Source organism: Nocardioides bruguierae (assembly GCF_023656415.1).
GTDB lineage: Bacteria > Actinomycetota > Actinomycetes > Propionibacteriales > Nocardioidaceae > Nocardioides > Nocardioides bruguierae.
Map to the genome: position 1 here is coordinate 62,963 of NZ_JAMOIL010000007.1, position 25,640 is coordinate 88,602.

The 25,640-nt window shown below is 74.1% G+C and carries 18 protein-coding genes and 1 tRNA gene; 16 read left to right on the top strand and 3 right to left on the bottom strand.

Features of this window, described 5'->3' with window-relative positions; all coding sequences use genetic code 11:
* Positions 1-89 precede the first annotated feature (89 nt).
* From M8330_RS06680 to M8330_RS06695, 4 genes are all read left to right on the top strand, one after another.
* Positions 90-440 (top strand): hypothetical protein, encoded by a 351-nt coding sequence (locus M8330_RS06680; RefSeq protein ID WP_250826686.1) that lies wholly within the window; start codon positions 90-92, stop codon positions 438-440.
* 135 nt (positions 441-575) lie between these two features.
* Positions 576-4,253 carry a transcription-repair coupling factor gene (mfd, locus tag M8330_RS06685; protein WP_250826687.1) on the top strand — a complete coding sequence of 1,226 codons (3,678 nt, stop codon included), beginning with the start codon at positions 576-578 and terminating at the stop codon, positions 4,251-4,253.
* 148 nt (positions 4,254-4,401) lie between these two features.
* Entirely contained in the window at positions 4,402-5,103 is a 702-nt protein-coding gene (locus M8330_RS06690; RefSeq protein ID WP_250826688.1) for a hypothetical protein, read from the top strand.
* Positions 5,100-5,783, top strand: coding sequence for a MazG nucleotide pyrophosphohydrolase domain-containing protein (locus tag M8330_RS06695; protein WP_250826689.1), 684 nt, complete (start codon positions 5,100-5,102; stop codon positions 5,781-5,783). The genes M8330_RS06690 and M8330_RS06695 overlap by 4 nt, the downstream gene beginning before the upstream one ends.
* Before the next feature lie 105 nt (positions 5,784-5,888).
* Here the strand turns inward: M8330_RS06695 and M8330_RS06700 are convergent, their stop codons facing one another.
* Positions 5,889-8,459 (bottom strand): esterase-like activity of phytase family protein, encoded by a 2,571-nt coding sequence (locus M8330_RS06700; RefSeq protein ID WP_250826690.1) that lies wholly within the window; start codon positions 8,457-8,459, stop codon positions 5,889-5,891.
* A 365-nt stretch (positions 8,460-8,824) separates the two neighbouring features.
* On the opposite strand from M8330_RS06700, the gene eno reads away from it, so the two are divergent.
* The 7 genes from eno (at position 8,825) to M8330_RS06735 (ending at position 14,422) form a co-directional block, all read left to right on the top strand.
* On the top strand, positions 8,825-10,102 hold the full coding sequence (gene eno, locus M8330_RS06705; RefSeq protein WP_250056792.1) for a phosphopyruvate hydratase: 1,278 nt from the start codon (positions 8,825-8,827) through the stop codon (positions 10,100-10,102).
* A gap of 14 nt (positions 10,103-10,116) precedes the next feature.
* Positions 10,117-10,797 carry an FtsB family cell division protein gene (locus M8330_RS06710; protein ID WP_250826691.1) on the top strand — a complete coding sequence of 227 codons (681 nt, stop codon included), beginning with the start codon at positions 10,117-10,119 and terminating at the stop codon, positions 10,795-10,797.
* A 58-nt stretch (positions 10,798-10,855) separates the two neighbouring features.
* Positions 10,856-11,359 carry a DUF501 domain-containing protein gene (locus M8330_RS06715; RefSeq protein WP_250056895.1) on the top strand — a complete coding sequence of 168 codons (504 nt, stop codon included), beginning with the start codon at positions 10,856-10,858 and terminating at the stop codon, positions 11,357-11,359.
* Positions 11,350-12,282 carry a Ppx/GppA phosphatase family protein gene (locus M8330_RS06720; protein WP_250826692.1) on the top strand — a complete coding sequence of 311 codons (933 nt, stop codon included), beginning with the start codon at positions 11,350-11,352 and terminating at the stop codon, positions 12,280-12,282. The genes M8330_RS06715 and M8330_RS06720 overlap by 10 nt, the downstream gene beginning before the upstream one ends.
* 14 nt (positions 12,283-12,296) lie before the next feature.
* Entirely contained in the window at positions 12,297-13,064 is a 768-nt protein-coding gene (locus M8330_RS06725; RefSeq protein WP_250826693.1) for a uracil-DNA glycosylase, read from the top strand.
* A 70-nt stretch (positions 13,065-13,134) separates the two neighbouring features.
* Positions 13,135-13,207, top strand: a tRNA-Leu gene (locus M8330_RS06730).
* 357 nt (positions 13,208-13,564) lie between these two features.
* Positions 13,565-14,422 (top strand): Bax inhibitor-1/YccA family protein, encoded by an 858-nt coding sequence (locus M8330_RS06735; RefSeq protein WP_250826694.1) that lies wholly within the window; start codon positions 13,565-13,567, stop codon positions 14,420-14,422.
* 108 nt (positions 14,423-14,530) lie between these two features.
* Here M8330_RS06735 and M8330_RS06740 read toward each other — a convergent pair whose 3' ends face one another.
* Positions 14,531-15,604, bottom strand: coding sequence for an SGNH/GDSL hydrolase family protein (locus tag M8330_RS06740; RefSeq protein WP_250826695.1), 1,074 nt, complete (start codon positions 15,602-15,604; stop codon positions 14,531-14,533).
* Between the two features lie 201 nt (positions 15,605-15,805).
* Here M8330_RS06740 and M8330_RS06745 point away from each other — a divergent pair, with 201 nt between their 5' ends.
* The 5 genes from M8330_RS06745 (at position 15,806) to M8330_RS06765 (ending at position 23,655) form a co-directional block, all read left to right on the top strand.
* Positions 15,806-16,657, top strand: a complete 852-nt coding sequence (locus M8330_RS06745) for a hypothetical protein (RefSeq protein ID WP_250826696.1) — start codon at positions 15,806-15,808, stop codon at positions 16,655-16,657.
* Positions 16,658-17,021: 364 nt separating this feature from the next.
* Positions 17,022-18,473: a cytochrome ubiquinol oxidase subunit I gene (locus M8330_RS06750; protein ID WP_250826697.1), complete on the top strand. Its 1,452-nt coding sequence runs from the start codon at positions 17,022-17,024 to the stop codon at positions 18,471-18,473.
* A 31-nt stretch (positions 18,474-18,504) separates the two neighbouring features.
* Positions 18,505-19,539, top strand: coding sequence for a cytochrome d ubiquinol oxidase subunit II (gene cydB, locus M8330_RS06755; protein WP_250826698.1), 1,035 nt, complete (start codon positions 18,505-18,507; stop codon positions 19,537-19,539).
* Complete coding sequence (gene cydD, locus M8330_RS06760; RefSeq protein ID WP_250826700.1) at positions 19,536-22,988, top strand: thiol reductant ABC exporter subunit CydD; 3,453 nt, start codon at positions 19,536-19,538, stop codon at positions 22,986-22,988. Before cydB ends, cydD begins: the two co-directional genes overlap by 4 nt.
* Complete coding sequence (locus M8330_RS06765; RefSeq protein ID WP_250056771.1) at positions 22,978-23,655, top strand: response regulator; 678 nt, start codon at positions 22,978-22,980, stop codon at positions 23,653-23,655. The genes cydD and M8330_RS06765 overlap by 11 nt, the downstream gene beginning before the upstream one ends.
* A gap of 382 nt (positions 23,656-24,037) precedes the next feature.
* On the opposite strand, the gene M8330_RS06770 is transcribed toward M8330_RS06765, so the two are convergent.
* Positions 24,038-25,612: a GAF domain-containing sensor histidine kinase gene (locus M8330_RS06770; protein ID WP_250826701.1), complete on the bottom strand. Its 1,575-nt coding sequence runs from the start codon at positions 25,610-25,612 to the stop codon at positions 24,038-24,040.
* Between the last annotated feature and the right edge of the window lie 28 nt (positions 25,613-25,640).

Genomic DNA, 25,640 nt, shown 5'->3' on the forward strand with positions numbered 1-25,640 from the left:
CGGCGTCGTCCGGCGCTCGTGGGTGCGTCCCGCACCTCTCTCCATGTCGATCAGGGCACAGCCCTGTCCGCACGAGGAGAGGAACCCAGATGGACGACCACACCGACGAGAACGTGCTGCGGCCCCGCTTCGGTGGCCGCCGGGCCCCGGCGCCCCGCCGCGCCGTCGAGGTGCCGGGCCACGTGCTGGCCGCCGACCGGCTGGGCCCCGCGTCCCGACGGCTCGCCCGCCAGGCGTTCCGCAAGGGTGTCCGGGCCTGGGCGGCCGACCCGGAGGCGGGGTACCCCGACTTCGAGGCGCTGGAGGCCGCGGCGCTCGCCGAGCTGCGGCTCGTGGCCGACGCCCTCGGCCCCTGGGCTCGCCCTGAGCACGACCCCTTCGAGGTGCTCACCGACCCGGAGTGGCCCCGGGACGAGGGGGACGCGGGCTTCTCCTTCTGAGCCTGCCGCGCTCAGGTCCTCGCGGGGGAGGGGCTGTCGCCGCGGCGACCTAGACTCGACCCCGCACACCCCCGGTCGCGCCCGACCGGGGGCGCTCGTGCTGTGTCCGACCAGCCTGACCCCCGAGGAGCCCGCGTGCCTCAGTCCACCGTCCACGAGAGCCTGCTCGCGCCCGTGCTCGAGAGCGAGGCGCTGGCGGGCGTCCTCGGTGACGCGCGCGAGGGGCGCCTGCGCTCCCTGGACCTCACGGGTCCCGACGGCCTGCGCCCGTTCGTGGCGGCGGGCCTGGTGCGCGAGGGCCGCTCGGTGCTGGTGGTCACCGCGACCAGCCGTGAGGCCGAGGACCTGGTGGAGGGTCTGGGCACGCTGCTCGACCCCGCTCGCGTGGCCTACTACCCGAGCTGGGAGACGCTGCCGCACGAGCGGCTGAGCCCGCGCTCGGACACGGTGGGTCGCCGCCTGGCCGTGCTGCGCCGCCTGGCCCACCCCGAGGACGCCGCGGGGCCGGTGGACGTGGTGGTGGCTCCGGTGCGCTCGGTTCTCCAGCCCCAGGTCAAGGGCCTGGGCGAGCTCCAGCCCGTCGAGCTGGTGGCCGGCGACACCGTTGACCTCGAGGACCTGGTGCAGCGGCTGGCGGACGCTGCCTACAGCCGCGTCGACCTGGTGGAGAAGCGCGGCGAGTTCGCGGTGCGCGGCGGCATCGTCGACGTCTTCCCGCCCACCGAGGACCACCCGCTGCGCGTGGAGCTGTGGGGTGACGAGGTCGACGAGGTCCGCGGCTTCTCCGTCGCCGACCAGCGCACCACCGAGAAGGTCGAGCGCCTGTGGGCGCCGCCGTGCCGCGAGCTGCTGCTGACCGAGCAGGTCCGGGCGCGGGCCGCCGAGCTCGGCCAGGCGCACCCGCAGCTGCTGGAGATGACCGACAAGATCGCCGCGGGCATCGCCGTGGAGGGCATGGAGTCGCTGGCCCCCGTCCTCGTGGACGAGATGGAGCTCCTGGTCGACCTCATGCCGGCGGCCACCCACGTCCTCGTGCTGGACCCCGAGCGGGTCCGCCGCCGCGCGCACGACCTCGTCGCCACGTCCGAGGAGTTCCTGGGCGCTTCCTGGGCGGCCGCGGCCGGCGGCGGCACCGCCCCGGTCGACCTCGGTGCCGCGTCCTACCGCGAGCTGGCGCAGGTGCGCGAGCACGCGCTGGAGACCGACCGCCCGTGGTGGACGGTGAGCCCGTTCGGCATCACCGACGAGACGATCGCCGTGGACGCGGACGGCCGCAGCATCCCGAACGTCGAGGCCATGGTCGACAAGGCCGCGGGCACGCCGGCGCGCGCGCTGCCCGGCCAGCCCGCCGAGGCCTACCGCGGCGACGTCGAGCGGGCGCTGAAGGACCTGCGGACGTGGCGGACGGCCGGGTTCCGCACCGTCGTCCTGCACCCCGGCTCCGGCCCGGCGCAGCGGATGGTCGAGGCGCTCGGCGAGGCCGACGTCCCCGCCCGCTTCGTCGACCCCACCTCGGGGGCGGCCGAGGACCTGTGGGTCCGCGACGTCGTCACCGTCACCTGCGGCACCCTGGCCCAGGGCTTCGTGGACGAGGCGGGCGGGCAAGCCCTGCTCACCGGCGAGGACGTCTCCGGCCAGAAGTCCTCCACCCGCGACATGCGCAAGATGCCCGCGCGGCGCAAGCGGCAGATCGACCCGCTCGAGCTCAAGGCCGGCGACTTCGTCGTGCACGAGCAGCACGGCGTCGGCAAGTTCATCGAGATGAAGCAGCGCACCGTCGGCGGTGCGGTGCGCGAGTACCTCGTGCTCGAGTACGGCGCCAGCAAGAAGGGGCAGCCGGCCGACCGGCTCTACGTGCCGGCCGACGCGCTGGACCAGGTGACCCGCTACGTCGGCGGCGAGCAGCCCAGCCTGGACCGCCTCGGTGGCGGCGACTGGACCAAGCGCAAGGCCCGCGCCCGCAAGGCCGTGCGCGAGATCGCCGCCGAGCTGATCAAGCTCTACGCCGCGCGCCAGGCCAGCCAGGGCCACGCGTTCGGGCCGGACACGCCCTGGCAGCGCGAGCTCGAGGACGCCTTCGGCTTCACCGAGACCCCCGACCAGCTCTCCACCGTCGACGAGGTGAAGGCCGACATGGAGCGCACCGTGCCCATGGACCGCCTGGTCTGCGGCGACGTCGGCTACGGCAAGACCGAGATCGCCGTCCGGGCCGCCTTCAAGGCCGTGCAGGACGGCAAGCAGGTGGCGCTGCTGGTGCCGACCACCCTGCTGGTCAACCAGCACCTGTCCACCTTCGCCGAGCGGATGAGCGGCTTCCCCGTCGTCCTCAAGGGCCTCTCGCGGTTCCAGACCGCCAAGGAGGCCGCCGAGGTGATGAAGGGGATGGCCGACGGCTCCATCGACATCGTCGTGGGCACGCACCGGCTGCTGAACCCCGACGCCCGGTTCAAGGACCTCGGCCTGATCATCGTGGACGAGGAGCAGCGCTTCGGCGTGGAGCACAAGGAGCAGATGAAGCGCCTGCGCACCAGCGTCGACGTGCTCTCCATGTCGGCCACCCCGATCCCGCGCACGCTGGAGATGTCGATCACCGGCATCCGCGAGATGTCCACGATCGCCACCCCGCCCGAGGAGCGGCACCCCGTCCTCACCTACGTCGGCGGCTACGAGGACCGGCAGGTCACGGCCGCCATCCGCCGCGAGCTGCTGCGCGACGGGCAGGTCTTCTACATCCACAACCGGGTGCAGTCGATCGAGAAGGCCGCCGCCCGCATCCGGGAGATGGTGCCGGAGGCCCGCGTCGCCACCGCGCACGGGCAGATGGGCGAGAAGCAGCTCGAGCAGGTGATGGTCGACTTCTGGGAGAAGCGCTTCGACGTGCTCGTGTGCACCACGCTCGTCGAGTCGGGCCTGGACGTCTCCAACGCCAACACGATGATCATCGAGCGCGCCGACACCATGGGCCTGAGCCAGCTGCACCAGCTGCGCGGTCGCGTGGGCCGCTCCCGCGAGCGCGCCTACGCGTACTTCCTCTACCCCACCGAGAAGCCGCTGACCGAGACCGCCCACGAGCGGCTCGCCACCCTGGCCCAGCACTCCGACCTGGGCGGCGGCATGGCGATCGCGATGAAGGACCTCGAGATCCGCGGCGCGGGCAACCTGCTCGGCGGCGAGCAGTCCGGGCACATCGCGGACGTCGGCTTCGACCTGTACGTGCGTCTGGTCGGCGAGGCCGTCGCCGACTTCAAGGGCAGCGCGGACGACGTCCTGGAGGAGGTGCGCATCGAGCTGCCCGTCGACGCGCACCTGCCGCACGACTACATCGGCTCCGAGCGGCTGCGCCTGGAGATGTACAAGCGGCTCGCCGAGGTCCGCTCGGACGAGGACGTGGACGCGATCAACGAGGAGCTGGTGGACCGCTACGGCGAGCCGCCGGTGGAGGTCGTCTCGCTGCTGCTCGTGGCCCGCTTCCGGGCCCGCGCCCGCCAGGCCGGCGTCCGCGAGGTCACCGTGGCCGGCAAGAACGTCCGCTTCTACCCGGTGAGCCTGCCCGACTCGCGCCAGGTGCGGCTGAACCGGATGTACCCGAAGTCGCTGATCAAGCACCAGACCGAGTCGATCCTGGTGCCCCGCCCGCAGACCGCGGTGATCGGCGGCAGGCCGCTGGACGGCATCGCCTTGCTGGAGTGGGCGCGCGGCGTCATCGACCAGATCGTCGACCCCGACGGCGCCGCACCCCAGGCCGAGAAGCCGGCGGCCGCCCAGGTGCCCGCCGGGCGCTCGGGGCGTGCCGGCGGGGGCGGCCGCGGCTGACGCGTGTGCCGTGGCCCCCGGCCGGCCGTGCCGGAGGGCCGGGGGCGGCTGTGCCGGAGGGCCGGGGGCGGCTGTGCCGGAGGGCCGGGGGCGGCGCTGCGCGGAGCCTGGTTCAATGGGCCCGCACCCGCGATGTGAAGGAGCCCACGTGCGCATCTCCCGGTCCACGACCCGTCTCGCCGTCCTGGCCGGTGTCGCCGCGCTCGCCCTCTCCGGCTGCGGCGTCAGCGACGCCGTCGTGCAGCCCGGCGTCGCGGCGGACGTCGACGGCACCACGCTGAGCGTGGCCGAGGTCGACGAGACCGCCATGGACACCTGCGAGGTGTTCTCGGCCGCCGGCCAGCTGGGCGGCAGCCTCACCGGCGCCTTCATGCGCGACCTCGCGGTCGACGCCCTCGTCCGCGTCGAGGTGATCTCGCAGATCGCCGAGGAGAACGGGATGGACGCCGACGCGATGCTCGAGGGCGACGAGGCCGACGCGCGCACCCAGCTCGAGCAGATCGTCGACACCACCGACCTCACCGAGGACCAGATCAGCGACGAGGTCGTCCGGTTCGTGGCGGCCAACAACTTCTTCAGCGACGTGCTGCTCGCGGTCGCCGGCACCGACACCGACGACCAGCGCCAGTACCTCGCCGACTGGCAGGACGAGCACGAGATCGTGGTCAACCCCGTCTACGACGCCGTCGACCTCGCCGCCTCGGTGCAGGCCGACGAGACCGCCGACCTCTCGGTCGCGGTCAGCGACACCGCTCGCGACCTCATCAACGCGGAGATGGCCGAGGCGCTCGGGCAGGGCGACGGCTCCTACGCCGCCGCGATGCCCGCCGGCCAGGCCTGCCAGGGGTGAGCCCCGCCGGCCCGGAGGGCGGGTCCTGGCTGGTCGAGATGACCGGGGTCATGGCCCGGCTGCGTGCCGAGTGCCCCTGGAAGGCGGCCCAGACGCCGGCATCCCTGCGGCGCTACCTGCTCGAGGAGGCGCACGAGACCCTCGAGGCGCTCGACGCCGTGGCCGCCGCCGACACCGCCGGGACCTCGGACGAGGCGGCGTGGGCGCACCTGCGCGAGGAGCTGGGCGACCTGCTGCTGCAGATCTACTTCCACGCCGCGATCGCCGCCGAGCAGCCGGCCGACGCGGGCCGCTTCGACGTCGAGGACGTCGCCCGCGGTCTGGTGGAGAAGATGTGGCGGCGCAACCCGCACGTCTTCGGCGCAGCCGGCGACCGGGCGGGCGAGCCGGCCACCGGACTGACCGCCGACGAGGTGGACGCCGAGTGGCAGCGGATCAAGGCCGCCGAGAAGGCCGATCGGCGCGAGCCCACCGACGGCGTCCCCGGAAGCCTGCCCGCCCTGCTGTGGGCCGAGAAGGTCGCCGGGCGCCTCGGCCTCCGGTCGGCCGAGCCCGCCGAGGCACAGGACCCCCACACCGCCGTGGGGGAGCGGCTGCTGGCCGTCGTCCTGGACGCCCGGGAGCAGGGCGTGGACGCGGAGCTGGCCCTGCGCGACGCGGTGCGCCGCCGCCTGGCCTGAGACCGGCACGGGGCAGACCCTCGGACGGACCCGGGGCCGGGCCGACAGGTCACCTGCCGACCCGGCCCCGGGTGCTCGTGCGCTGCTCGCGGTGAGCGGCTCCGGTCAGGAGCGGCGCCCGCGCTGCACCACCTGCACGGTGACGGTGTCGCTGGAGGCCACCGCCGTGTCGGTGCCGGGGTAGATCGCCCGGAGCGCGCGCTGACCCCGGCCGGCGAGCCGGACGCGGAGCACGGCTCGGCCGGCGTCGTTCAGCGTGGCGGTGCCGAGCAGCTTCCGGCCGACCTTGAGCCGCACCACCCCCTGGGCGGAGGGGGACACGTGGACGCGGACGGCCAGCGTCCGGCCGCTCACGACCTTCCGGGCGGCCCGCACCCGGGTGCGGGTGGCCAGCGCCTCGGCGAACACGTCGGTGGCGGTGCCGAGGTCGAACATCTGGGTCTCGCCGGTGGCGTCGTCCAGGCCGTCGTTGTCGGTGACCGCGTAGACCTCGCCGCCGGCCGAGACCGTGAGGCCCTCGAGCTTCTCCTGCGTCCAGCCGTGGCGGGCCTGCATCAGCGGCAGCACGTCGACGGCCAGCGACTTGGTCACCGGGGTCACGGCGTCGACGGAGCCGGCGGGCAGGTCGACGGTGTAGACCCGCTTGATCGCGGCGGCGGTGCCGACCTGCTTGTCGCGCTCGATGACCGCGACGGAGTCGGCGTCCAGCGCCACGATCTCGGACAGACCGATCCAGTCGCCCTCGACGTCCGTGGTCTCCAGCGGGTAGCCGAACCAGGTCCAGGCGCGGGTGGCGACGTCGTAGCGGCCGATCCGGGCGACGTCCTCGCCGGTCAGCGGCCGCTGGAGCGCGACGTACAGCGTCTCGTCGTCGCCGCTCCCGGTGACCGCGACGCCCTCGAGGCCCCACGTGCCGAGGCCGGCGGCGACCTCGGCGGGCAGGTGCACGCGCTGCTGGACGAGGCCGTGACGGTTGATGCGGACGAGCCGGTTCTGCGGGCCGGTGGCGCCCTCGCTCGCGATCCAGAAGCCGCCCTCCGCGCGGGCCGCCAGGCCCTCGATGTCGAGGTCGATCGGCTGGCCGCCGCCGACACGGACCTCGATCACGTCGTCCAGGACGGCGGGCACGTCGGTGGTGTCGAGGTGGTAGATCCGGGCGGGGGAGAACGCGCTGTCGGAGGCGGTCCACAGGCCGTCCTCGTCCGCGAGGTCCGCGCTCAGGGCACCGAGGGCGCCCCAGCCGATCGGGTGGGCGGCGCCGTCGACCGGCACCGAGACGACGTCCGGCCAGGTCGGCGCGTCCTCGCCGAAGGCGTAGAGACCGACGGTCGCGCGGACGCCCGCCTCCGCGTCGTCGGTCTCGGAGGAGACGACGAACAGGTCCCGCCCGGGCACGGGCAGCAGGCCCTCGGGGCCGTTGGTGGTCGGGAGGACCTGGGTGAAGGCCGGGTCGGTCGGGTCGGTCATGTCGTAGACCGCGACGAAGTTGGAGCGCTCGGAGCCGACGAAGGCGTACGGGGTGCCGCCGTAGACGGCGTAGGTCAGGCCCTCGGGCTCGGAGCCCTTGTTGTCCTGACGCCCGTCGTTGAACAGGCCGTAGGCGGTGGCGAGGTGCTCGAAGCCGGTGCCGGCGTCCCAGGCGATCTCGCCGGTCGCGGCGTCGAAGACGGTCCAGCCGCGGCTGCCGCCCTTCCAGTCGCCCTCGTTGGCGGTGGCCACGTACCCGTCGCCGACCCAGTGCACGGCGTCGGGCTCACGCGGCACGGTGAGGGTGTCGGTGAAGGAGAAGACGCCGTCGTCCTCGGTGTCGACGCCGCGCAGCGTGGCCTCGCCGGCGCTGAAGGCGCTGGTGACCTCGAGGGTCGGCAGGTCGATGACGACGACGCCGTTGTTCTCCTGCAGCGAGACCACCAGCTCGTCGTCCTCGTTGATGTCGACGTACTCGAGCTCGGCGTCCGAGGGCGTGTCCATCATGGGGATGACGTCCGCGCCGAGCATGACCGGCGTGGCCGTCCACGTGTCGGGGGTGCCGGTCAGGTCGATGGTCTGCACGAAGCCGGCCGGCGCCTGGGGCAGGTCGCCCTCCTCCGCGTCGGGGTCGGTCGCGGCGTCGTCGGGCAGGACGTCCTCGTCGCGCTCGTTCTCGATCGCGATGGCGGCGTAGGTGCCGTCCGGGCTGACGGCGATGGAGTCGGGCTGGCCGCCGAGGTCGAGCGAGGCGACCCGCTCACGGCTGGCCAGCTCGACCACGTCGACCCGGCCCGAGGGGTCGGTGTAGCTCTCCGAGGTGTTCACCACGACCATCACGTAGTCGCCCACCACGGCCACGGAGGTGGGCTCGTCCTCGACGTCGCCGAGCTCGGAGAGGTCCAGCGTGCCGTCGCCGACCGGGTTCGAGGGGTCGGTGACGTCCACGAAGCCGATGCGCTTGCCGGCGGCGTCGGTGTAGACGACGGTGGTGCCGTCCTCGGAGACCGCCGAGATCTCGGCGACCGTCTCGTCGGCGGGGTCCACGCCGTCGGGGACGTTGAGGAAGACGGGGTACGTGGCGACGCGCGAGAACGCGCGGTCGTCGTCGACGGCCGCGCTGCTCGCCAGCGGGGCCACCGCGGCGGCGGCGAGCGCGAGCGACGGTACGGCGAGGAGGGTGGCCACCCTGGTCAGGGAGAGGCGCATCGGTGAGGCCTTTCGTCGGCCGCTGCGAGAGTCAGCGGACGGGACGGAGTGAGGTGGAGCAGGTCGTCGGTCGCGGCCCCCGAGCGAGCCCGACCGGGCCGGACGCTCACGCCTCCCGGTGACCGCACGGTGATCCGGGCGCCACGCGGGGGTGAACTCTCGGAGTGGCGCGCAGGACCGGCAACGGGACAGGTCCGGGGACAGGCAGGGGTGCCGGCAGGGGGACGGACGGGGGTGTCGGCGGGGCCGCGGGGAGTGGCCCACGCAACTGCGGTGTCCACCGCGGTCCGGGCCGCGTCGGCGCCGGTGAGCGGCGGACTAGGGTGGGCGCGTCCCCTAGACGTCTTCCTCCTCAGGAGAGCAACGTGGCATCCATCGAAGCTGTCGCCGCCCGCGAGATCCTCGACTCGCGCGGCAACCCCACCGTCGAGGTCGAGGTGCTCCTCGAGGACGGCACGTTCGCGCGTGCCGCCGTTCCCTCGGGCGCCTCCACCGGCCAGTTCGAGGCCGTCGAGCTGCGTGACGGTGGCGACCGTTACCTCGGCAAGGGCGTGCAGCAGGCCGTCGCGGCCGTCGTCGACACCCTGGGCCCCGCCATCGAGGGCCTCGACGCCGACGACCAGCGCCTCGTCGACTCCGCCATGCTGGCCGCCGACGGCACCGCCAACAAGGGCTCGCTCGGCGCCAACGCCATCCTCGGCGTCTCGCTGGCCGTCGCGAAGGCCGCCGCCGAGTCGGCCGGCCTCCCGCTGTACCGCTACGTCGGCGGCCCGAACGCCCACGTGCTGCCGGTGCCGATGATGAACATCCTCAACGGTGGCTCCCACGCGGACTCCAACGTCGACATCCAGGAGTTCATGATCGCGCCGGTCGGCGCCGCGACCTTCGCCGAGGCCCTGCGCTGCGGCGCCGAGGTCTACCACGCCCTTAAGGGCGTGCTGAAGCAGCGCGGCCTGGCCACCGGCCTGGGCGACGAGGGCGGCTTCGCCCCGAACCTGGAGTCCAACCGCGCCGCGCTCGACCTGATCGGCGAGGCCGTCGCCAAGGCCGGCTACGAGCTCGGCAAGGACGTCGTCCTGGCGCTGGACGTCGCCGCCTCGGAGTTCTACGAGGACGGCTTCTACACCTTCGAGGGCGAGAAGAAGACCGCCGCCGAGATGAGCGCCTACTACGGCGAGCTCGCCGACGCCTACCCGATCGTCTCCATCGAGGACCCGCTGGACGAGGAGGACTGGGACGGCTGGAAGACCATCACCGACCAGCTCGGTGACAAGGTCCAGCTCGTGGGCGACGACCTGTTCGTCACCAACGTCGAGCGCCTCCAGCGCGGCATCGAGGGCGGCCAGGCCAACGCGCTGCTCGTGAAGGTGAACCAGATCGGCTCCCTGACCGAGACGCTGGACTCCGTCGAGCTGGCCCACCGCAACGGCTTCCGCTGCATGATGAGCCACCGCTCCGGCGAGACCGAGGACGTCACCATCGCCGACCTGGCCGTCGCGACCGACTGCGGCCAGATCAAGACCGGCGCCCCGGCCCGCTCCGAGCGCGTCGCGAAGTACAACCAGCTCCTGCGCATCGAGGACGAGCTCGGTGACGCCGCGCGCTACGCCGGTGTGTCGGCGTTCCCGCGGTACCAGGGCTGAGCGACCCTAGGGGCATGCCCGACAGCCAGCGACGCACCACCTCGCGCTCCTCGGGCCCCCGTGGCCGCACGGGCCCCGGCCGATCCGGCCGGGGCCCGTCCCGCGCCTCCGCGGGGTCCGTGGCCCCCGACGGCGCGGGGCAGACCGCCGACCAGGGCCGCGGCGCGCAGGCACGCCCCCGGACGACGGCGGGCGGGCCGGGCTCGGTGCGCCGCCCCGTCCCCGTGGCGGCCGGCGGTGGCCCGCGCCGCCCTCGGCTGACCGGGCGTGCCCTCGTGCTGCTGCTGGTCGTGGGGGTCCTGGTGGTCTCCTACGCCTCCTCGGCCCGTGCCTACCTCCAGCAGCGCTCGGAGATCGACGCCCTCCAGGCCGAGATCGCCGACCGCGAGTCCGCCATCGCGGACCTGGCCGAGGAGAAGGAGCGCTGGTCGGACGAGGCCTACGTGGTGCAGCAGGCCCGCGAGCTGGGCTACGTGATGCCGGGGGAGACCTCCTACGTCGTGCTCGACGAGGACGGCGAGCCCCTGGAGCAGGACAACGAGCTGACCGACCCCGACGAGGTCGTGGCCGAGGACGACCCCGGCTTCTGGGAGGACGCGTGGGCCTCCGTCGTCCTGGCCGGGGACCCCTCGGCCGAGCAGCAGAGCACACCGGCGACCGAGATCGACGGGTCGACCGAGAAGGACGGGAGCTGACGTGAGCGAGACCCCCGAGAGCGCCGCGGGGCCGGACGCCGGCCCCGCCGGGCACGGCGTGGAGCGTGGCTTCTCCGAGGCCGACGCGGCCGCCGTCCAGCGGCAGCTGGGCCGGGAGGCCCGCGGCACCTACGGCGTGGCCCACCGCTGCCCGTGCGGCAACCCCGCGGTGGTGGCCACCGAGCCGCGGCTGCCCACCGGCACGCCGTTCCCCACGACCTTCTACCTGACCTGCCCCCGGGCGGCGTCCCGCATCGGCACGCTCGAGGGCGGCGGGCTGATGAAGGAGATGACCGAGCGGCTCGGCGAGGACGAGGAGCTGGCCGCGGCCTACCGCGCCGCCCACGAGCGCTACCTGGCCGTGCGGGAGGCGATCGGTGCCGAGGTCGGGGCCGACGTCCCCGAGATCGCCGGGATCTCCGCCGGTGGGATGCCCGACCGGGTCAAGTGCCTGCACGTCCTCGCCGGCCAGGCGCTGGCCGAGGGGCCGGGCGTGAACCCGCTGGGCGACGAGGTCGTCGAGGCCCTGGGCGCCTGGTGGGAGGCCGGCCCGTGCGTGTAGCGGCGGTCGACTGCGGCACCAACACCATCAAGCTGCTCGTCCTCGAGCTCGCTGACGACGGCACCCCCACCGAGCTGGTGCGGGAGTTCCGGATGATCCGGCTCGGGGAGGGCGTGGACGCCACCGGGCGGATCTCCGAGGCCGCGATGGCACGCGCCTTCGCCGCCGTCGAGGAGCTCTCGGCCCTGGTCGAGAAGGTCGGCGGGGTCGACCGGGCGCGGTTCTGCGCCACGTCCGCGAGCCGGGACGCCGCGAACGCCGACGTCTTCACCGCGGGGGTGCTGGACCGCTTCGGCACGGCACCGGAGGTGCTGACCGGCTCCGAGGAGGCCGCGCTCTCCTACGCCGGGGCGGTGCGCGCGCTGCGCACCCCGCCGGCCGAGCCGACCCTCGTCTTCGACGTCGGCGGCGGCTCCACCGAGCTGATCGTGGGCCGGGGCGACACGGTGGACGTCTCGGAGTCGATGGACGTCGGCTCGGTGCGCCTCACCGAGCGCTGCCTGCCCACGGACCCGCCGACCCCGGCCGAGGTCGACGCCTGCGTGGCCGCGGTGGACGCCGCGCTGGACGCCTGCGACCCCGCCGTCCGCGACGCGGTGGCCGCTGCCCGGGGCGTGGTCGGCGTCGCCGGCACCGTGACGACGCTGGCGGCCGGCGTGCTCGGCCTGGACCGCTACGACCGCGACGCCATCGACCAGTGCGACCTGGCCGTCACCGACGTGCACGCCCACTGCGACACCATCGTCGGGCAGAGCGCCGAGCAGCGGCGGGCGCTGGGCTGGATGCACCCGGGCCGGGCCGACGTCATCGGCGCGGGCGCGATCATCGTCTCCCGGGTCCTGGCCCGCACCAGCGCCACCCGCCTGGTCGTGAGCGAGTCCGACATCCTCGACGGCATCGCCTGGGACCTCGCCCTGCGCTGAGGGGCGCCACCGCCGTGACCGACCTCGACGCGCTCACCGCCCTCGACCGACGTGTCGTCGAGTGCCGGGCGTGCCCGCGGCTGGTGTCGTGGCGCGAGCAGGTGGCGCGGGAGAAGCGCGCCGCGTTCGCCCACGAGACCTACTGGGGCCGGCCCGTGCCGGGCTTCGGCGACCCCGAGCCGACGGTGCTCGTCGTCGGCCTGGCTCCCGCCGCCCACGGCGCCAACCGGACCGGCCGGATGTTCACCGGCGACCCCTCGGGCGACTGGCTCTTCGCCGCCCTGCACGCCGTCGGCGTCGCCCGCCTGCCCACCGCCACCAGCGCGGACGACGGCCAGGAGCTGACCGGGTTCCGCCTCTGCGCCCCGGTGCGCTGCGCGCCGCCCGCGAACAAGCCGACGCCCCAGGAGCGCGCGACCTGCGCCCCCTGGCTCGACGAGGAGCTGGCCCTGGTCGGGGCGCGCGTGCGCGCGGTGGTCGCGCTGGGCGCGATCGGCTGGGGCGCGGCCCTGAGGGCGCTGGGCCGCGCCGGGGTCGTCGTGCCGCGCCCGCGGCCGCGCTTCGGCCACGGGGCGCAGGCACGGCTCGACGCCTCGTCCTCCGCGCTGGGTGGAGCGGGGCCCGAGGGGGACGCGGTCACCCTCGTGGGCAGCTACCACCCGAGCCGGCACAACACCGCCACCGGACGCCTCACGGCACCGATGCTCGAGGAGGTCCTGGGCCGCGCGCGGGACCTGGGCGCCACGGGTGCGGGTGGGGGAGACCTGGCCGGGCCGGCCTGAGCCCCGCTTGGCACAATGCGCGACGGACGCCCGACGGCCCCCGGGGTAGCCCGGGCCGCACGGGGTCGCGGCCCCCGTATCCCAACGGCAGAGGAAGCCGCCTTAAAAGCGGCACAGTGTGGGTTCGAGTCCCACCGGGGGCACACCGCCATCCCGTCCCGGGGATCTTCACGGCCCCTTCACCGATCCGCACCGATCGCCCCCCGCGGTCTTCACGCCGGTTCGGCGACAGTGGTCGTGCTGTCGTTCTTGGGGGAGGACGGCAGCCCGGGATCGTGACGCCCGTCGTCATGGTCCCGGCCCCCACTGGCCCGGGGACCCCACTGCGTGGACGTCCCCGGGTCCCCCTCGTTGCTCTGCGACCTCCTCCGCGACGTGCTCGGCGACTCCTGCGGGAACGACTCACCCGCCTCGGACGTTGGCACCTGGTGAGAGCTTCTCTAGGCTTCTCGCCCCAGGACCACGACTGGCCCTACCCGGCCTCCGAGGAGAGACCAACCATGCAGAGCAACAACCCGGTGTTCCGGCGCTCCGGTGAGTTCAACCGCTCCGGCGCCTACGCGAACCAGACCTACGCCGGCAACGGCACCACCAGCGGCTACGGCTCCGACCCCTCGACGTGGGGCGTCGGCGTGCCCGGTGAGACCACCGGCTACACGACCACCCCCGACCAGGGCCGGATGACGATCGACTCGGTCGTCCAGAAGACCGGCATCAGCCTCGGCGTCGTCATCCTCACCGCGATCGCGACGTGGGTGCTGACCCCCGACGTCCTGCCCGGCGCCGACATCAGCGCGCTCATGGCTGCGGCGACCATCGGCTCGCTCGGTGCCTTCGCGCTGTCCATGGTCAACTCCTTCAAGAAGGTCGTCAGCCCCGCGCTGGTGCTCGCCTTCGCCGCGCTCGAGGGCGTGGCGCTCGGCGCCATCTCGAAGATCTTCGACGCCCAGTTCGGTGACGGCGTGGTCTCGGGCGCCGTGTTCGGCACCTTCGCCGCGTTCGCCGGCACCCTGGCCGCCTACAAGTTCCTCAACATCAAGGTGGGCGACAAGTTCCGCCGCGGTGTGATGGCCGCCGTCTTCGGCATGGTCGGCCTGTCCCTGGTCTCGCTGGTGATGAGCCTGTTCGGCTTCAACATCGGCCTCTTCGGCGTCACCGGCATCGGCATGATCACCGCCGTCGCCGGCCTCGTGCTCGGCGTGTTCATGCTGATCATGGACTTCGACTTCGTCGAGCAGGGCATCGCCAACCGCCTGCCCGAGCGCGACTCCTGGATCGCCGCCTTCGCGATGACCGTCAGCCTGGTCTGGATCTACACCAACCTGCTGCGCATCCTGGCGTTCTTCAACCAGGACTGAGCCACCCCAGACCCCTCCGCGCCCCGCGGGCTCACGCAGCACCGCGGGGTCACGGACGAGAACGTGGGCCCCGGGCATCGCCCGGGGCCCACGTGCGTTCGCGGCCCGTCAGTCGGTGCCGGTGCCGGTGCCGGACCCGGCCTCGACGGCCGCGTCGTCGTGCGCGGGGACGTCCTGCTCCTCGAGCTCCTCGGGGGCCTCGCCCTCGACGTCGGTGCGCCGGCGGCGGTGCCGCAGCTCCACCCACAGGCCGCGGACGCCTCGGCGGTTGCCCCCGATCTCGGTGCCGTCGACCTCGGTGCCCGGGGTGCGCACGGCCCGCAGGGCCGCGTCGGTGACGGGCAGGACGCCCTCGCCGCGCTGGGACTCCAGGCGGTCGCCCTCGTCCTCGGCGAGGCCGAAGGCGGCCAGGGCGGAGGGCAGCAGCACCGTGGCGAGCCGTCGGTAGCCCTCCACCGAGGGGTGGAACTTGTCGGGCCCGAACAGCACGGTCGGCTCGGCGGCGAACTCCGGGCCGAGGATCGAGCCCACCGACACGGTGCGGCCACCCTCCTCGACGACCGCGATGGTCTGGGCGGCGGCCAGCCGCCGCGACCACGACCGCGCGACCTCCTTCAGCGGGGAGGCGATCGGCTTCACCGAGCCCAGGTCGGGGCACGTGGCCACGACGACCGCGCAGCCGGCGTCCTCGAGGCGGCGCACGCCCTCGGAGAGGTAGCGCACGGAGGCGGACGGCGGCACCAGGTGCGTGACGTCGTTGGCGCCGATCAGGACGACGGCGACGTCGGGCTCCAGCGGCAGCGCCTGGTCGATCTGGTCGGCCAGGTCGGAGGAGCGGGCGCCGACCACGGCGAGGTCTCGCAGGTACAGCCGCCGGCCGGCGGTCTCGCTGACGCCGGAGGCCAGCAGGCCGCCCGGGGTCTGCTCGGGGCGGTCCACGCCGTAGCCGGCGGCGCTGGAGTCACCCAGCAGCACCATCGTGAGCGCCGGGCCGGGGCGTCCGCGGCCGTACCAGCCTGTCGGGTCCGGCGGCGGCTCCTCGCGGATCGGGCCGACCGCCTGCTTGGCGAGGCGCGCCTCGGTGGCGAGGACGCCGTAGAGGGCAGCGCCGAGCACCGACAGTCCGCCTCCGCCGTACGCGGCGGCGGACGCCAGCTTGCGTGCCGCTGCTGCCTTTCCCACGGCCGCGATTGTAGGGAGCCCCGGCGACCACCCGGGTCGCCCCGGCGGGGGTCGGCGGGTCGCCGACCCCTCCGCAGGCCCCTCACCTGCGGCGCAGGTGCCCACCGGGGTGTCGCGACGTGCCGCGGCTCACGTGCGGCGTCCCCCCGTTGGGGGGTCGGCGTACGGGCGTGCAGCGAGCGCGGGCGATAGCGTGGTCCGGTGCTCGTCCCTCCCCGCGTCCTCGACCTCTTCGCCGTGCCCGGCGGAGCCGTCGCCGTGCCCGGGACCGGCACCGTCCGCGCAGGTGACCTGGCCCTGCGGCCCGGGCGCGACGCCGCCCTCGTGGGGGCCGTCTCGCCGGTGCAGGCGCGCCTCGCCGTCCGCCTGGACGAGGCCCCCGGCCGCGGCCACCGCGACCTGCGCCTGGGTCTGCCCGTCCCGGCGCGCGACGGCTCCTGGGTGGTCGACGGGTGGAGCGCGGCCCGGCACGAGCCGGGCACGGAGGTCTGCGGGGACGTCGCCGTGGTGCTCGGTGCCGGTCGGCTGCTGCACGCGCTGCTGGACGTCGCGGTGCGCACGCCGCCGTCCGCGCTGGTGGAGCGCGAGGACCCGCGCGGCCTGGCCGAGGCCGTGGCGTTCGGGGAGCGACCGCTCACCGACGCGCTCGTCGAGCGCCTCGTGGCGACCGCCGGCCTCGGCGTGCCGGCGGTGCGCCTGGCGCAGGAGGCGCTGACCGCGCTCGCACTGCTCTCGGCAGGCCCCGACCCACGCCCGCGGCAGCTGGTGCACGCCGCCCTGGCCGGCAACGTCCACCTGGAGGCCCTGGGGGCGCCGTTCGTGACCGCGATCGAGCCGACCTGGCGGCCGGCCCCGTTCGCCGAGGCGACCGCGGTGCTCGACCTCGTCCTCGACCTCGGGGCGCCCGCCCCCCACCTCGACGAGCTGGCCTCCCGCGAGGAGACCCGCGCCGACCTGCTGCGCGCGCTGGTCGTGCGGCTGCTCACCGGCGCCGGAGCCGACGACGCCCACCGCACCGTGCTCGGCCTGCTCGCGGGGCGCCTCGTCGGCTGAGCCGCACCGCCGATCCCGCAGGGACGAGGCTGTGCGCCGAGTCACACCAGACCGGGTCGGTCCGGTCCGTCGCGCTGCCCGGGTCGGAGGTCCCCCGGCGCGAGGTCCAGCGGCGGCCTCCCCACCGGACCGCACCGGACGCCGCGGGGGGCGTGCCGGGGGCCGCTGACCTGCGGCGCAGCGCGGGAGGGCTGCCGAGGTCCCCGCGGCCGGGACGCGCGCACCGGTCGCGCGCTGCTCCTGCGCCCTCACAGGACCCTCCCGACGGGGACGGCCACTGGTCTGCCACGGGTCGGACCTAGGTCCCCCCATGGCACGAAACTCGGCGGCAGACAGCGGGGTGGTGCGGCAGCACGATCGACGCGTGGACCTCAGCGCACTCGACATTGCCCGATGGCAGTTCGCCATCACCACCGTGTACCACTTCCTGTTCGTGCCGATCACCATCGGTCTGTCGGCGATCGTCGCCGGTTACCAGACCGCCTGGGTGCGCACGGGCCAGGAGAAGTGGCTCCGCCTCACGAAGTTCTTCGGCAAGCTCTTCCTGATCAACTTCGCGATCGGCGTCGTCACCGGCATCGTGCAGGAGTTCCAGTTCGGGATGAACTGGTCGGACTACTCCCGCTTCGTCGGCGACATCTTCGGCGCCCCGCTGGCGGTGGAGGGCCTGCTCGCCTTCTTCCTGGAGTCGACCTTCCTCGGCCTGTGGATCTTCGGCTGGGACCGGCTGCCCAAGAAGGCGCACCTGGCCACGATCTGGCTGGCGCACCTGGGCACCGTGTTCTCCGCCTACTTCATCCTCGCGGCGAACTCGTTCATGCAGCACCCGGTCGGCTACGAGTACAACCCGGAGACCGGGCGTGCCGAGCTGACCGACTTCTTCGCGGTGCTCACCAACGAGGTCCAGCTGGTGACGTTCCCGCACGTGCTGCTCTCGGCGTACATGACCGCGGCCGGCTTCGTCGTGGGCGTCTCGGTCTGGCAGCTGGTGCGCGGCCGCCGCCGGGCCGAGGCCTCCGAGCAGGCGCTGTACCGCACCGGCGCCAAGACCGCCGCCTGGGTCATGCTGATCGCCTCGGCCGGCGTCATCGTCTCCGGCGACGCCCAGGCGAAGATCATGACCGAGGTCCAGCCGATGAAGATGGCGGCCGCCGAGGCGCTGTACGAGACCGAGCAGCCCGCCGGGTTCTCCTGGCTGACCATCGGCAGCCTCGACGGCACCGAGGAGAAGTTCGCCGTCACCACGCCGAACCTGCTCTCCTTCCTGGCCACCGGCTCCTTCGACGGCGAGGTCGAGGGCATCAACCCGCTCAGCGAGGAGTACGTCCTCGAGTACGGGCAGGACACCGAGGCCGTCAGCTACGCCGAGGACTACACCCCGATCGAGGGCCTGACCTACTGGTCCTTCCGGCTGATGATGGGCCTGGGATTCCTCGGCATCCTGGCCTCGCTGGCGGTGCTCGTCGCGCTGCGCGGTGACCGCACGGTGACCAGCCGACGCTGGCTGCTCGTGGCCTGGGCGGTGCCGCTCGGCCCCCTGTTCGCCAACTCCTTCGGCTGGATCTTCACCGAGGTCGGACGCCAGCCCTGGGCCGTGTTCGGCCTGATGACCGTCGACAACGCGGTCTCGCCGACCGTGAGCGCGGGCGAGGTGCTCACCTCCCTCATCGTCTTCACGCTGCTCTACGGCGTCCTCGCCGTCGTCGAGCTGAAGCTGATGTTCTCGGCGATCGCCCACGGCGCGGACGACTTCGCCGAGCCGGTGGTCCGCGACGACGACCACGACCCCGACCGCCCGCTGGCCTTCGCCTACTGATCGCCCGGGACGAGAGAGACAGAAGAGAGTCATGGAGCTCACCACCGTCTGGTTCACCCTGATCGCCGTCCTGTGGATCGGCTACTTCGCCCTCGAGGGCTTCGACTTCGGGGTCGGCATGCTGCTGCCCGTCCTCGCCCGTGACGAGCGGGAGAAGCGCGTCCTCATCAACACGATCGGTCCCGTGTGGGACGGCAACGAGGTCTGGGTCCTCGTCGCCGGCGGCGCCACCTTCGCCGCCTTCCCCGAGTGGTACGCCACCCTGTTCAGCGGCTTCTACCTCCCGCTGCTGCTGATCCTGGTGGGCCTCATCGTGCGCGGGCTGGCCTTCGAGTACCGGCACAAGCGCGACGACGCGGCCTGGCGCCGCAACTGGGACCTGGCGCTGATCATCGGCTCCGTCGTGCCGGCGCTGCTGTGGGGCGTCGCGTTCGCCAACATCCTGCGCGGCGTGCCGATCGAGGAGCTGAACGGGCACCTGGAGTACACCGGCGGCTTCTTCAACCTGCTCAACCCCTACGCCCTGCTCGGCGGCCTGATGACGCTGACGCTGTTCCTCACCCACGGCGCCATGTACGTGGCCCTCAAGACCGACGGCGACATCCGGCACCGGGCCCGCGCACTGGCCGTGCGCACCGGCATCGGCGCCGCCGTCATCGCCGTGGCGTTCCTGCTGTGGACCCAGGTGATGACCGGCTCGGTCGCCTCGGCGGTCGCGTTCGTCGTCGCCGCCCTGTGCCTGGTCGGGGGCATCGCCGCGGCGGCCGTCGGCCGCGAGGGCTGGGCCTTCCTCGGCACCTTCGTCACCATCGCCGCCGGCGTCGCGGGCCTGTTCCTGGCCCTCTTCCCCGACGTGATGCCGTCCTCGATCGACGCCGCCTACAGCCTGACCACCACCAACGCGGCCGCCACCAGCTACACGCTGACGGTGATGACCGTGGTCGCGGTGGTCTTCACCCCGATCGTGCTGGCCTACCAGGCCTGGAGCTACTGGGTCTTCCGCAAGCGCATCTCCGTGCAGCACATCCCGGAGGAGACCCTGGCCGGCAGCGGAAGCGCCGCGTGAGGCCCACCGATCCTCGCCTCGCCCGCCGGTTGGCCCCCGCCCGGGGCCCGCTGGCGGGCGTGGTCGTCCTCCAGACCCTCTCCGCGCTGCTCGTCATCGGGCAGGCCTTCGCCGTCACCGGCCTCGTCGTGGCCGCCGTCGAGGACCTCTCCTCGGCCGCCGTCACCCGGTGGGCCCTCGCCGTCGCCCTGCTGCTGCTCGGCCGCGGGCTGACCGGCTGGGGCACCGACCGGCTCACCGCCACCGCCGCCACGCGGGTCGGCGGCGAGGTCCGGCGCCGGCTCGTGGCCCGCGTGCTCGCCGTCCCTGCCGGTGGGGATGAGCAGGACGCCTCCAGCGGCCACCGCTCCGTGCTGGTGACCCGCGGCGTCACCGCCCTCGAGCCGTACCTGACCCGGTACGTGCCCGCGCTGGTGCTCGCCGGCGTCCTGCCCGCCCTCACCGTGCTGGCCATCGCCTCCCAGGACCTCATGAGCGCGGCCGTGGTCGTCGCGACCATGCCGCTCATCCCGGTCTTCGGTGCGCTCGTCGGCCTCGCCACGCGCGATCGCGCCGACGCCCAGTGGCGCTCGATGAGCGCCCTGTCCGGCCACTTCCTGGACGTCGTCCGCGGACTGCCCACGCTGGTCGCCTACCGCCGCGCCGACGCCCAGACCGCGGTGATCCGCCGCGCCACCGACGGCTACCGGGCCCGCACGATGGACACGCTGCGCATCGCCTTCCTCTCCTCGGGCGTCCTGGAGCTCGTCGCCACCCTGTCCGTGGCGCTCGTCGCCGTCACCGTGGGGCTGCGTCTGGCCGGGGGCGACCTCGACCTGGGCACCGCCCTCGTCGTGCTGCTGCTGGCGCCCGAGGCCTACTGGCCGCTGCGCCGCGTCGGTGCCGAGTTCCACGCCGCCGCCGAGGGGGTCGCCACGATCGAGGAGGTCTCGGCGCTGCTGGACGCCCCCGGCGACGATGCCGCTGGTCGAGGAGGTCGCGCTGCGACCGTCGCGAGACCGAGGCCGACCACCGACCCGGCCGCACCGATCACCGTCGACGGCATCACCGTGCTGCGCGCCGGCCGCACCGTCCCGGCGCTGGACGACGTCCACGCCGTCCTGCCCGGCACCGGCCTCACCGCCCTGACCGGGCCGTCTGGCTGCGGCAAGTCCACGCTGCTGGCGGTCGTCGCCGGCCTGCTGCCGGCCACGCAGGGCCGGGTCCTGCGGGGGCAGGAGCCCCTGGTCGGGGCCGCGCTGGCGGCGTGGCAGGCGGACGTCGCCTGGCTGCCGCAGCGCCCCGGCTTCGTCGCCGGGACGCTGGCCGACAACCTCCGCCTCGGCCGACCCGACGCCCCGGAGGTCGACCTGTGGGCCGCGCTGGCCCAGGTCGCCCTGGAGGAGCGGGTCCGCGACCTGCCGCTCGGGCTGGACACGTGGCTGGGGGAGGACGGCAGCACGCTCTCCGCCGGGGAGCGCGCCCGTCTGGCTCTCGCCCGGGTGGTCGTCGCCGACCGGCCGTGGGTGCTGCTGGACGAGCCCACCGCCCACCTGGACGTCCTCACCGAGCAGGTCGTCACCGACAGGCTGGTCGCCCTCGCGCGCACCCGCGGCGTGGTCGTGGTCGCGCACCGCCCCGCGCTGGTGGAGGTCGCCGACCACGTGGTCACGCTCGCTCTGCCGACCCCGGGGCCGACCGCCGGGCCGACCGCCGGGCCCACCGCCGACCGGGTCACCGGGCCCGCACCGCGGGTGCTGCGCCCCGAGGACGCCGACGACACCCCGCTGCTGGCGGGGCGCGGACGCCTCGCGCTGGCGACCCTCGTGGGGGCGCTGTCCTCGGCCTCCGGGGTGGCGCTGACCGCCACGTCCGGCTGGCTCATCGTCCAGGCCTCCCTCATGCCGCCCGTGCTGACCCTGATGGTCGCCATCGTCGGTGTGCGCACCTTCGGCATCGGCCGCCCCGTGCTGCGCTACGCCGAGCGGCTGCTCTCCCACGACGTGGTGCTGCGGATGCTCGCCGAGCGCCGCGTGGCCGTGTGGCGCTCCCTGGTGCCGCTCGTGCCCGGCCGGCTGGGGCGTCGCAGGGGCGACCTGCTGGCCTCGGTCGTCGACGACGTCGACTCCGAGCTCGACCACGAGCTGCGGGTGCTGATGCCGCTGCGCGGGTTCGTCCTCGTCGCCGTGCTCGCCACCCTCGTGTCCACGCTGCTCGCGCCGGTGGCCGGGCTCGTGGTGGGCGGCTACTGCCTGCTCGCCGGGCTCGCGGCCTGGTACCTGGCTCGCCTGGGCGCCGCCCGCGCCGAGGCCGAGGCCGTCGCGCTGCGGGCCGCGCTCTCCGAGGAGGTCGTCGCCGCGGCCGCGCTGGGCGAGGAGCTGACCATGTGGCAGGCCGTCGACCGGGCCGCCGACGCCGTCGGTGCCGCCAGCGACCGGCTCGGGGCCGCCACCGGCCGTTCCACCACCTGGTGGGGCGCCGGCCGCGCCGTCGTCCTCGCGCTCACCGGCGCAGCAGTCGCGCTCGTCGCCGTCGTCCTCGCCCCGCTGGTCGCCGCCGGCGACCTCAGCGGACCGCTCGCGGCCCTGGTGATCCTCATGCCGCTGGCGATGACGGACGTCGCCGTCCCGCTCGCCGACGCGGGCGCCCTCTCCGCGAGGACGGCCGCCGCCCGCGCGCGCCTGGAGGCCCTGGCCGACATGGAGCCCGCCGTCACCGAGCCGCGGATACTCGGCCCCGAGCCGCGCGGCAACGACGTGGCCCTGCACGACGTCACCGCCGGCTGGGAGGGCACACGGGCCTTCGCGGGCCTCGACCTCGACGTCGCCCCCGGCGGTCGGGTCGCCGTCGTCGGACCCTCGGGCTGCGGCAAGTCCACCCTCGTGGCGCTGCTGCTGCGGTTCCTCGACCCCCGCCACGGCACCGTCCGCCTCGGTGGCGCCGAGCTCGACCGCCTGCCGCTCGCCGACGTGCGCGGCCGGGTCGGGCTCGTCGACGACGACCCGCACGTGTTCGCCTCCACCGTCGCCGAGAACGTCCGCCTCGCCCGGCCCGGCTGCTCGGACGCCGAGGTCGAGGCCGCGCTGCGCGCCGCCCGCCTCGGCCCCTGGCTCGACGCCCTGCCCGCGGGGCTCGGCACCTGGGTCGGCGACGGCCACGCGTCGGTCTCCGGCGGTGAGCGGGCGCGCCTCGCGATCGCCCGGGTGCTGCTCGCCGACCCCGACGTGCTCGTGCTCGACGAGCCGACCGCGCACCTCGACGAGGCCACCGCCGACGACCTCGCCCACGAGGTGCTGGGGGAGAGCGGCGCACGGCGCACCGTCATCTGGGTGACGCACGGCTCCGCTGGGCTCGATCTCGTGGACGAAGTGATAAATCTAGGAGCGTTCGCTGCCCGTACGGGCGACGCCGGCGATGACCCGGACGAGCCGGGTCGGCCAGACGCAGAGGAGCTGCCGCATGTCCGTTAGTCCCCAGGCCGGTGGCAAGAAGATCACCGTCTTCCTGCTCGACGACCACGAGGTGGTCCGACAGGGCCTGCGGAGCCTGCTCGAGGGCACCGGCATGATCGACGTGATCGGCGAGTCCGGCCTCGCCGAGGAGGCGGCCCACCGCATCCCCGCCCTCAAGCCCGACGTGGCCGTGCTCGACGCGCGGCTGCCCGACGGCTCCGGCATCGAGGTCTGCCGCACCGTGCGCGCCGTCGACCCCGACATCCGCGCCCTCATCCTCACCTCCTACGACGACGACGAGGCGCTGTTCGCCGCGATCATGGCCGGCGCGTCCGGGTACGTCCTCAAGGACGTGCGCGGCATGGACCTCGTCGGCGCCATCCGCCAGGTCGCCGACGGCAACTCCCTCATCGACCCCGCGCTCACCGCCCGGGTGCTCGACCGGGTGCGCAACGGCCCCGCCACGGCTCCCGAGCTGGCCAACCTCACCGAGCAGGAGCTCAAGCTCCTCGCGCTCATCGCCGAGGGCCTGACCAACCGCCAGATCGGCGAGCGGATGTTCCTCGCGGAGAAGACCGTGAAGAACTACGTCTCCTCGATCCTCGCCAAGCTCGGCCTCGAGCGCCGCACCCAGGCCGCCGTCCTCGCGTCCAAGCTGCTGGGGCCGGACGGCAAGCCGAAGTAGGAAGGCTCCCTCCGGTCGCATGTCGACGGGCTTATACGGGTGTTCTTCACTCCTCGACTCGGCACGGGCGTTCGCAGGCTCACGGCCCGCACGCTCGTCTCGTCGCTGCAGAACACCCGGCGCCCGACGACGCTTCACCTGACGTGTAGTGCTGAGTCTCCAGAGGCACACGGACCGTGTGCCTCTGGAGACTCGGTCGTTCCGGACCCGTGAAGCGTTCGCGCGCGACGCGTCCGGTGATCGAGGTGTGAGGAGCCCTGGCGACGAGCCTCGAGATCCCCGCACCTGGACGTGGTGCGAGCCCCGGGGCGGGTGCGGCGGTCTCGAGGCTCGGCCGTGGCCGGCCTCGCACCTCGACCACCGCTGCGGCGGAGCCGACCAATCAACCGACCGGCACCGTCCAGCGGAACACCGTGCCCTGGGGGTCGCGGGGGAGCAGGTCGAAGCTGCCGCCGAGGTCGACGGAGCGGGTGCGGGCGTTGCGCAGGCCGCTCTCGTGGTCGGGGGTGCCGGGCCCGACGCCGTCGTCCGCGACCTCGAGCACGAGGAGGCCGTCGGCGCAGTGCAGCAGCACGCTGGTGCGCGACGCCTTGGCGTGGCGGGAGACGTTGGAGAGCGCCTCGCGCAGCACGGGGACGACCTGCTCGGCGACCTCGGGGGAGACCGCGGTGTCGACCGGCCCCTCGATGGTGACCTCGGGGTTGTGGCCGAGCAGGCGGGCGTACTCGCGGGCGAGGGTGCGGGTGCGGGTCTTGAGGGAGGCCTGGCCGTCGCTGGTGAGCTCGAAGATGGTGCCGCGGATGTCGCGGATGGTGTGGTCCAGGTCGTCGACGGCCTTGCCGATCCGCTCGGCGAGCACCGGGTCGTCGGTGCCCATGGACGCCCCCTGGAGGTGCAGCCCGGTGGCGAAGAGCCGCTGGATGACGGTGTCGTGCAGGTCGCGGGCGATCCGCTCGCGGTCGCCGATGACGGCCAGCTGGGCACGGTCGCTCATGGCCTGCGCGCGGTCGAGCGCGAGCGCGGCCTGGTCGGCGAAGGAGATCAGCAGCTCGCGCTCCTCGGCCTCCAGGGCGTGGGTGTGCTCGTCGAAGAACGTGATCAGCAGCGCCGCCCCCGTCAGGTGCGAGCGCAGCGGCACGACGAGGGCACGGATCGCGCCGACCCGGCACTCCTGCGGGTCCTCCACGGGGCCCTGCACCGACTGGAGCAGCGCCAGCAGCTCGACGCGCAGCGCCTCCTCGTCGTCGACGGTCGCGATGACCGCGGTGTCCGCGGCCTCGGCCGGGTCGTCCTCGGCGTGCACCACCGCGGTGCCGCGGGCCCGGACGACGTGGCTGGCGGCGCGGGCGACGCGGCGCAGCGCCTCGTCGTGCTGCAGCGGCGGCTGGAGCTCGTCGACGAGCTCGGCGGCGGCCTGGAGCCATTGCCGTCGCCGCTCGCCGAGGGTGTAGGCCCGGGCGTTCTCGATGACGAAGCCGGCGGCCGAGGCCAGCGCCTCGACGAGCATCACGTCGGTCTCGGTGAAGTCCTCGCCGCCGTCCTTCTCGGTGAGGTAGAGGTTGCCGAAGATGGTCCCGCGGATGCGGACGGGCACCCCGAGGAACGTCTCCATCGGCGGGTGGTTCGCCGGGAAGCCGTAGGACGCGGCGTGCACGTTGAGGTCGTGCAGCCGCAGCGGCCGCGGGTCCTTGATCAGCAGGCCGAGGATGCCGCGTCCGCGCGGGGGAGCCCCGATGGCGGCCTGGGTCTCGGCGTCCATGCCGTGCACCAGGAACTCGCTGATCTCCCCGTCGGCGCCGACGACGCCGATCGCGCCGTAGCCGGCGTTGGTCAGCTCGCAGGCGGCGCGGACGATCCGCTGGAGCACGCTGGCCAGGTCGAGGTCGCTGGAGATCGCGACGACCGCGTCCAGCAGGGCGTGGGCGTGACCGGTGAGCTCTTTGCGGCGGTGGGGCACGCGCCCAGTCTCACCCATCGCCGGGCTC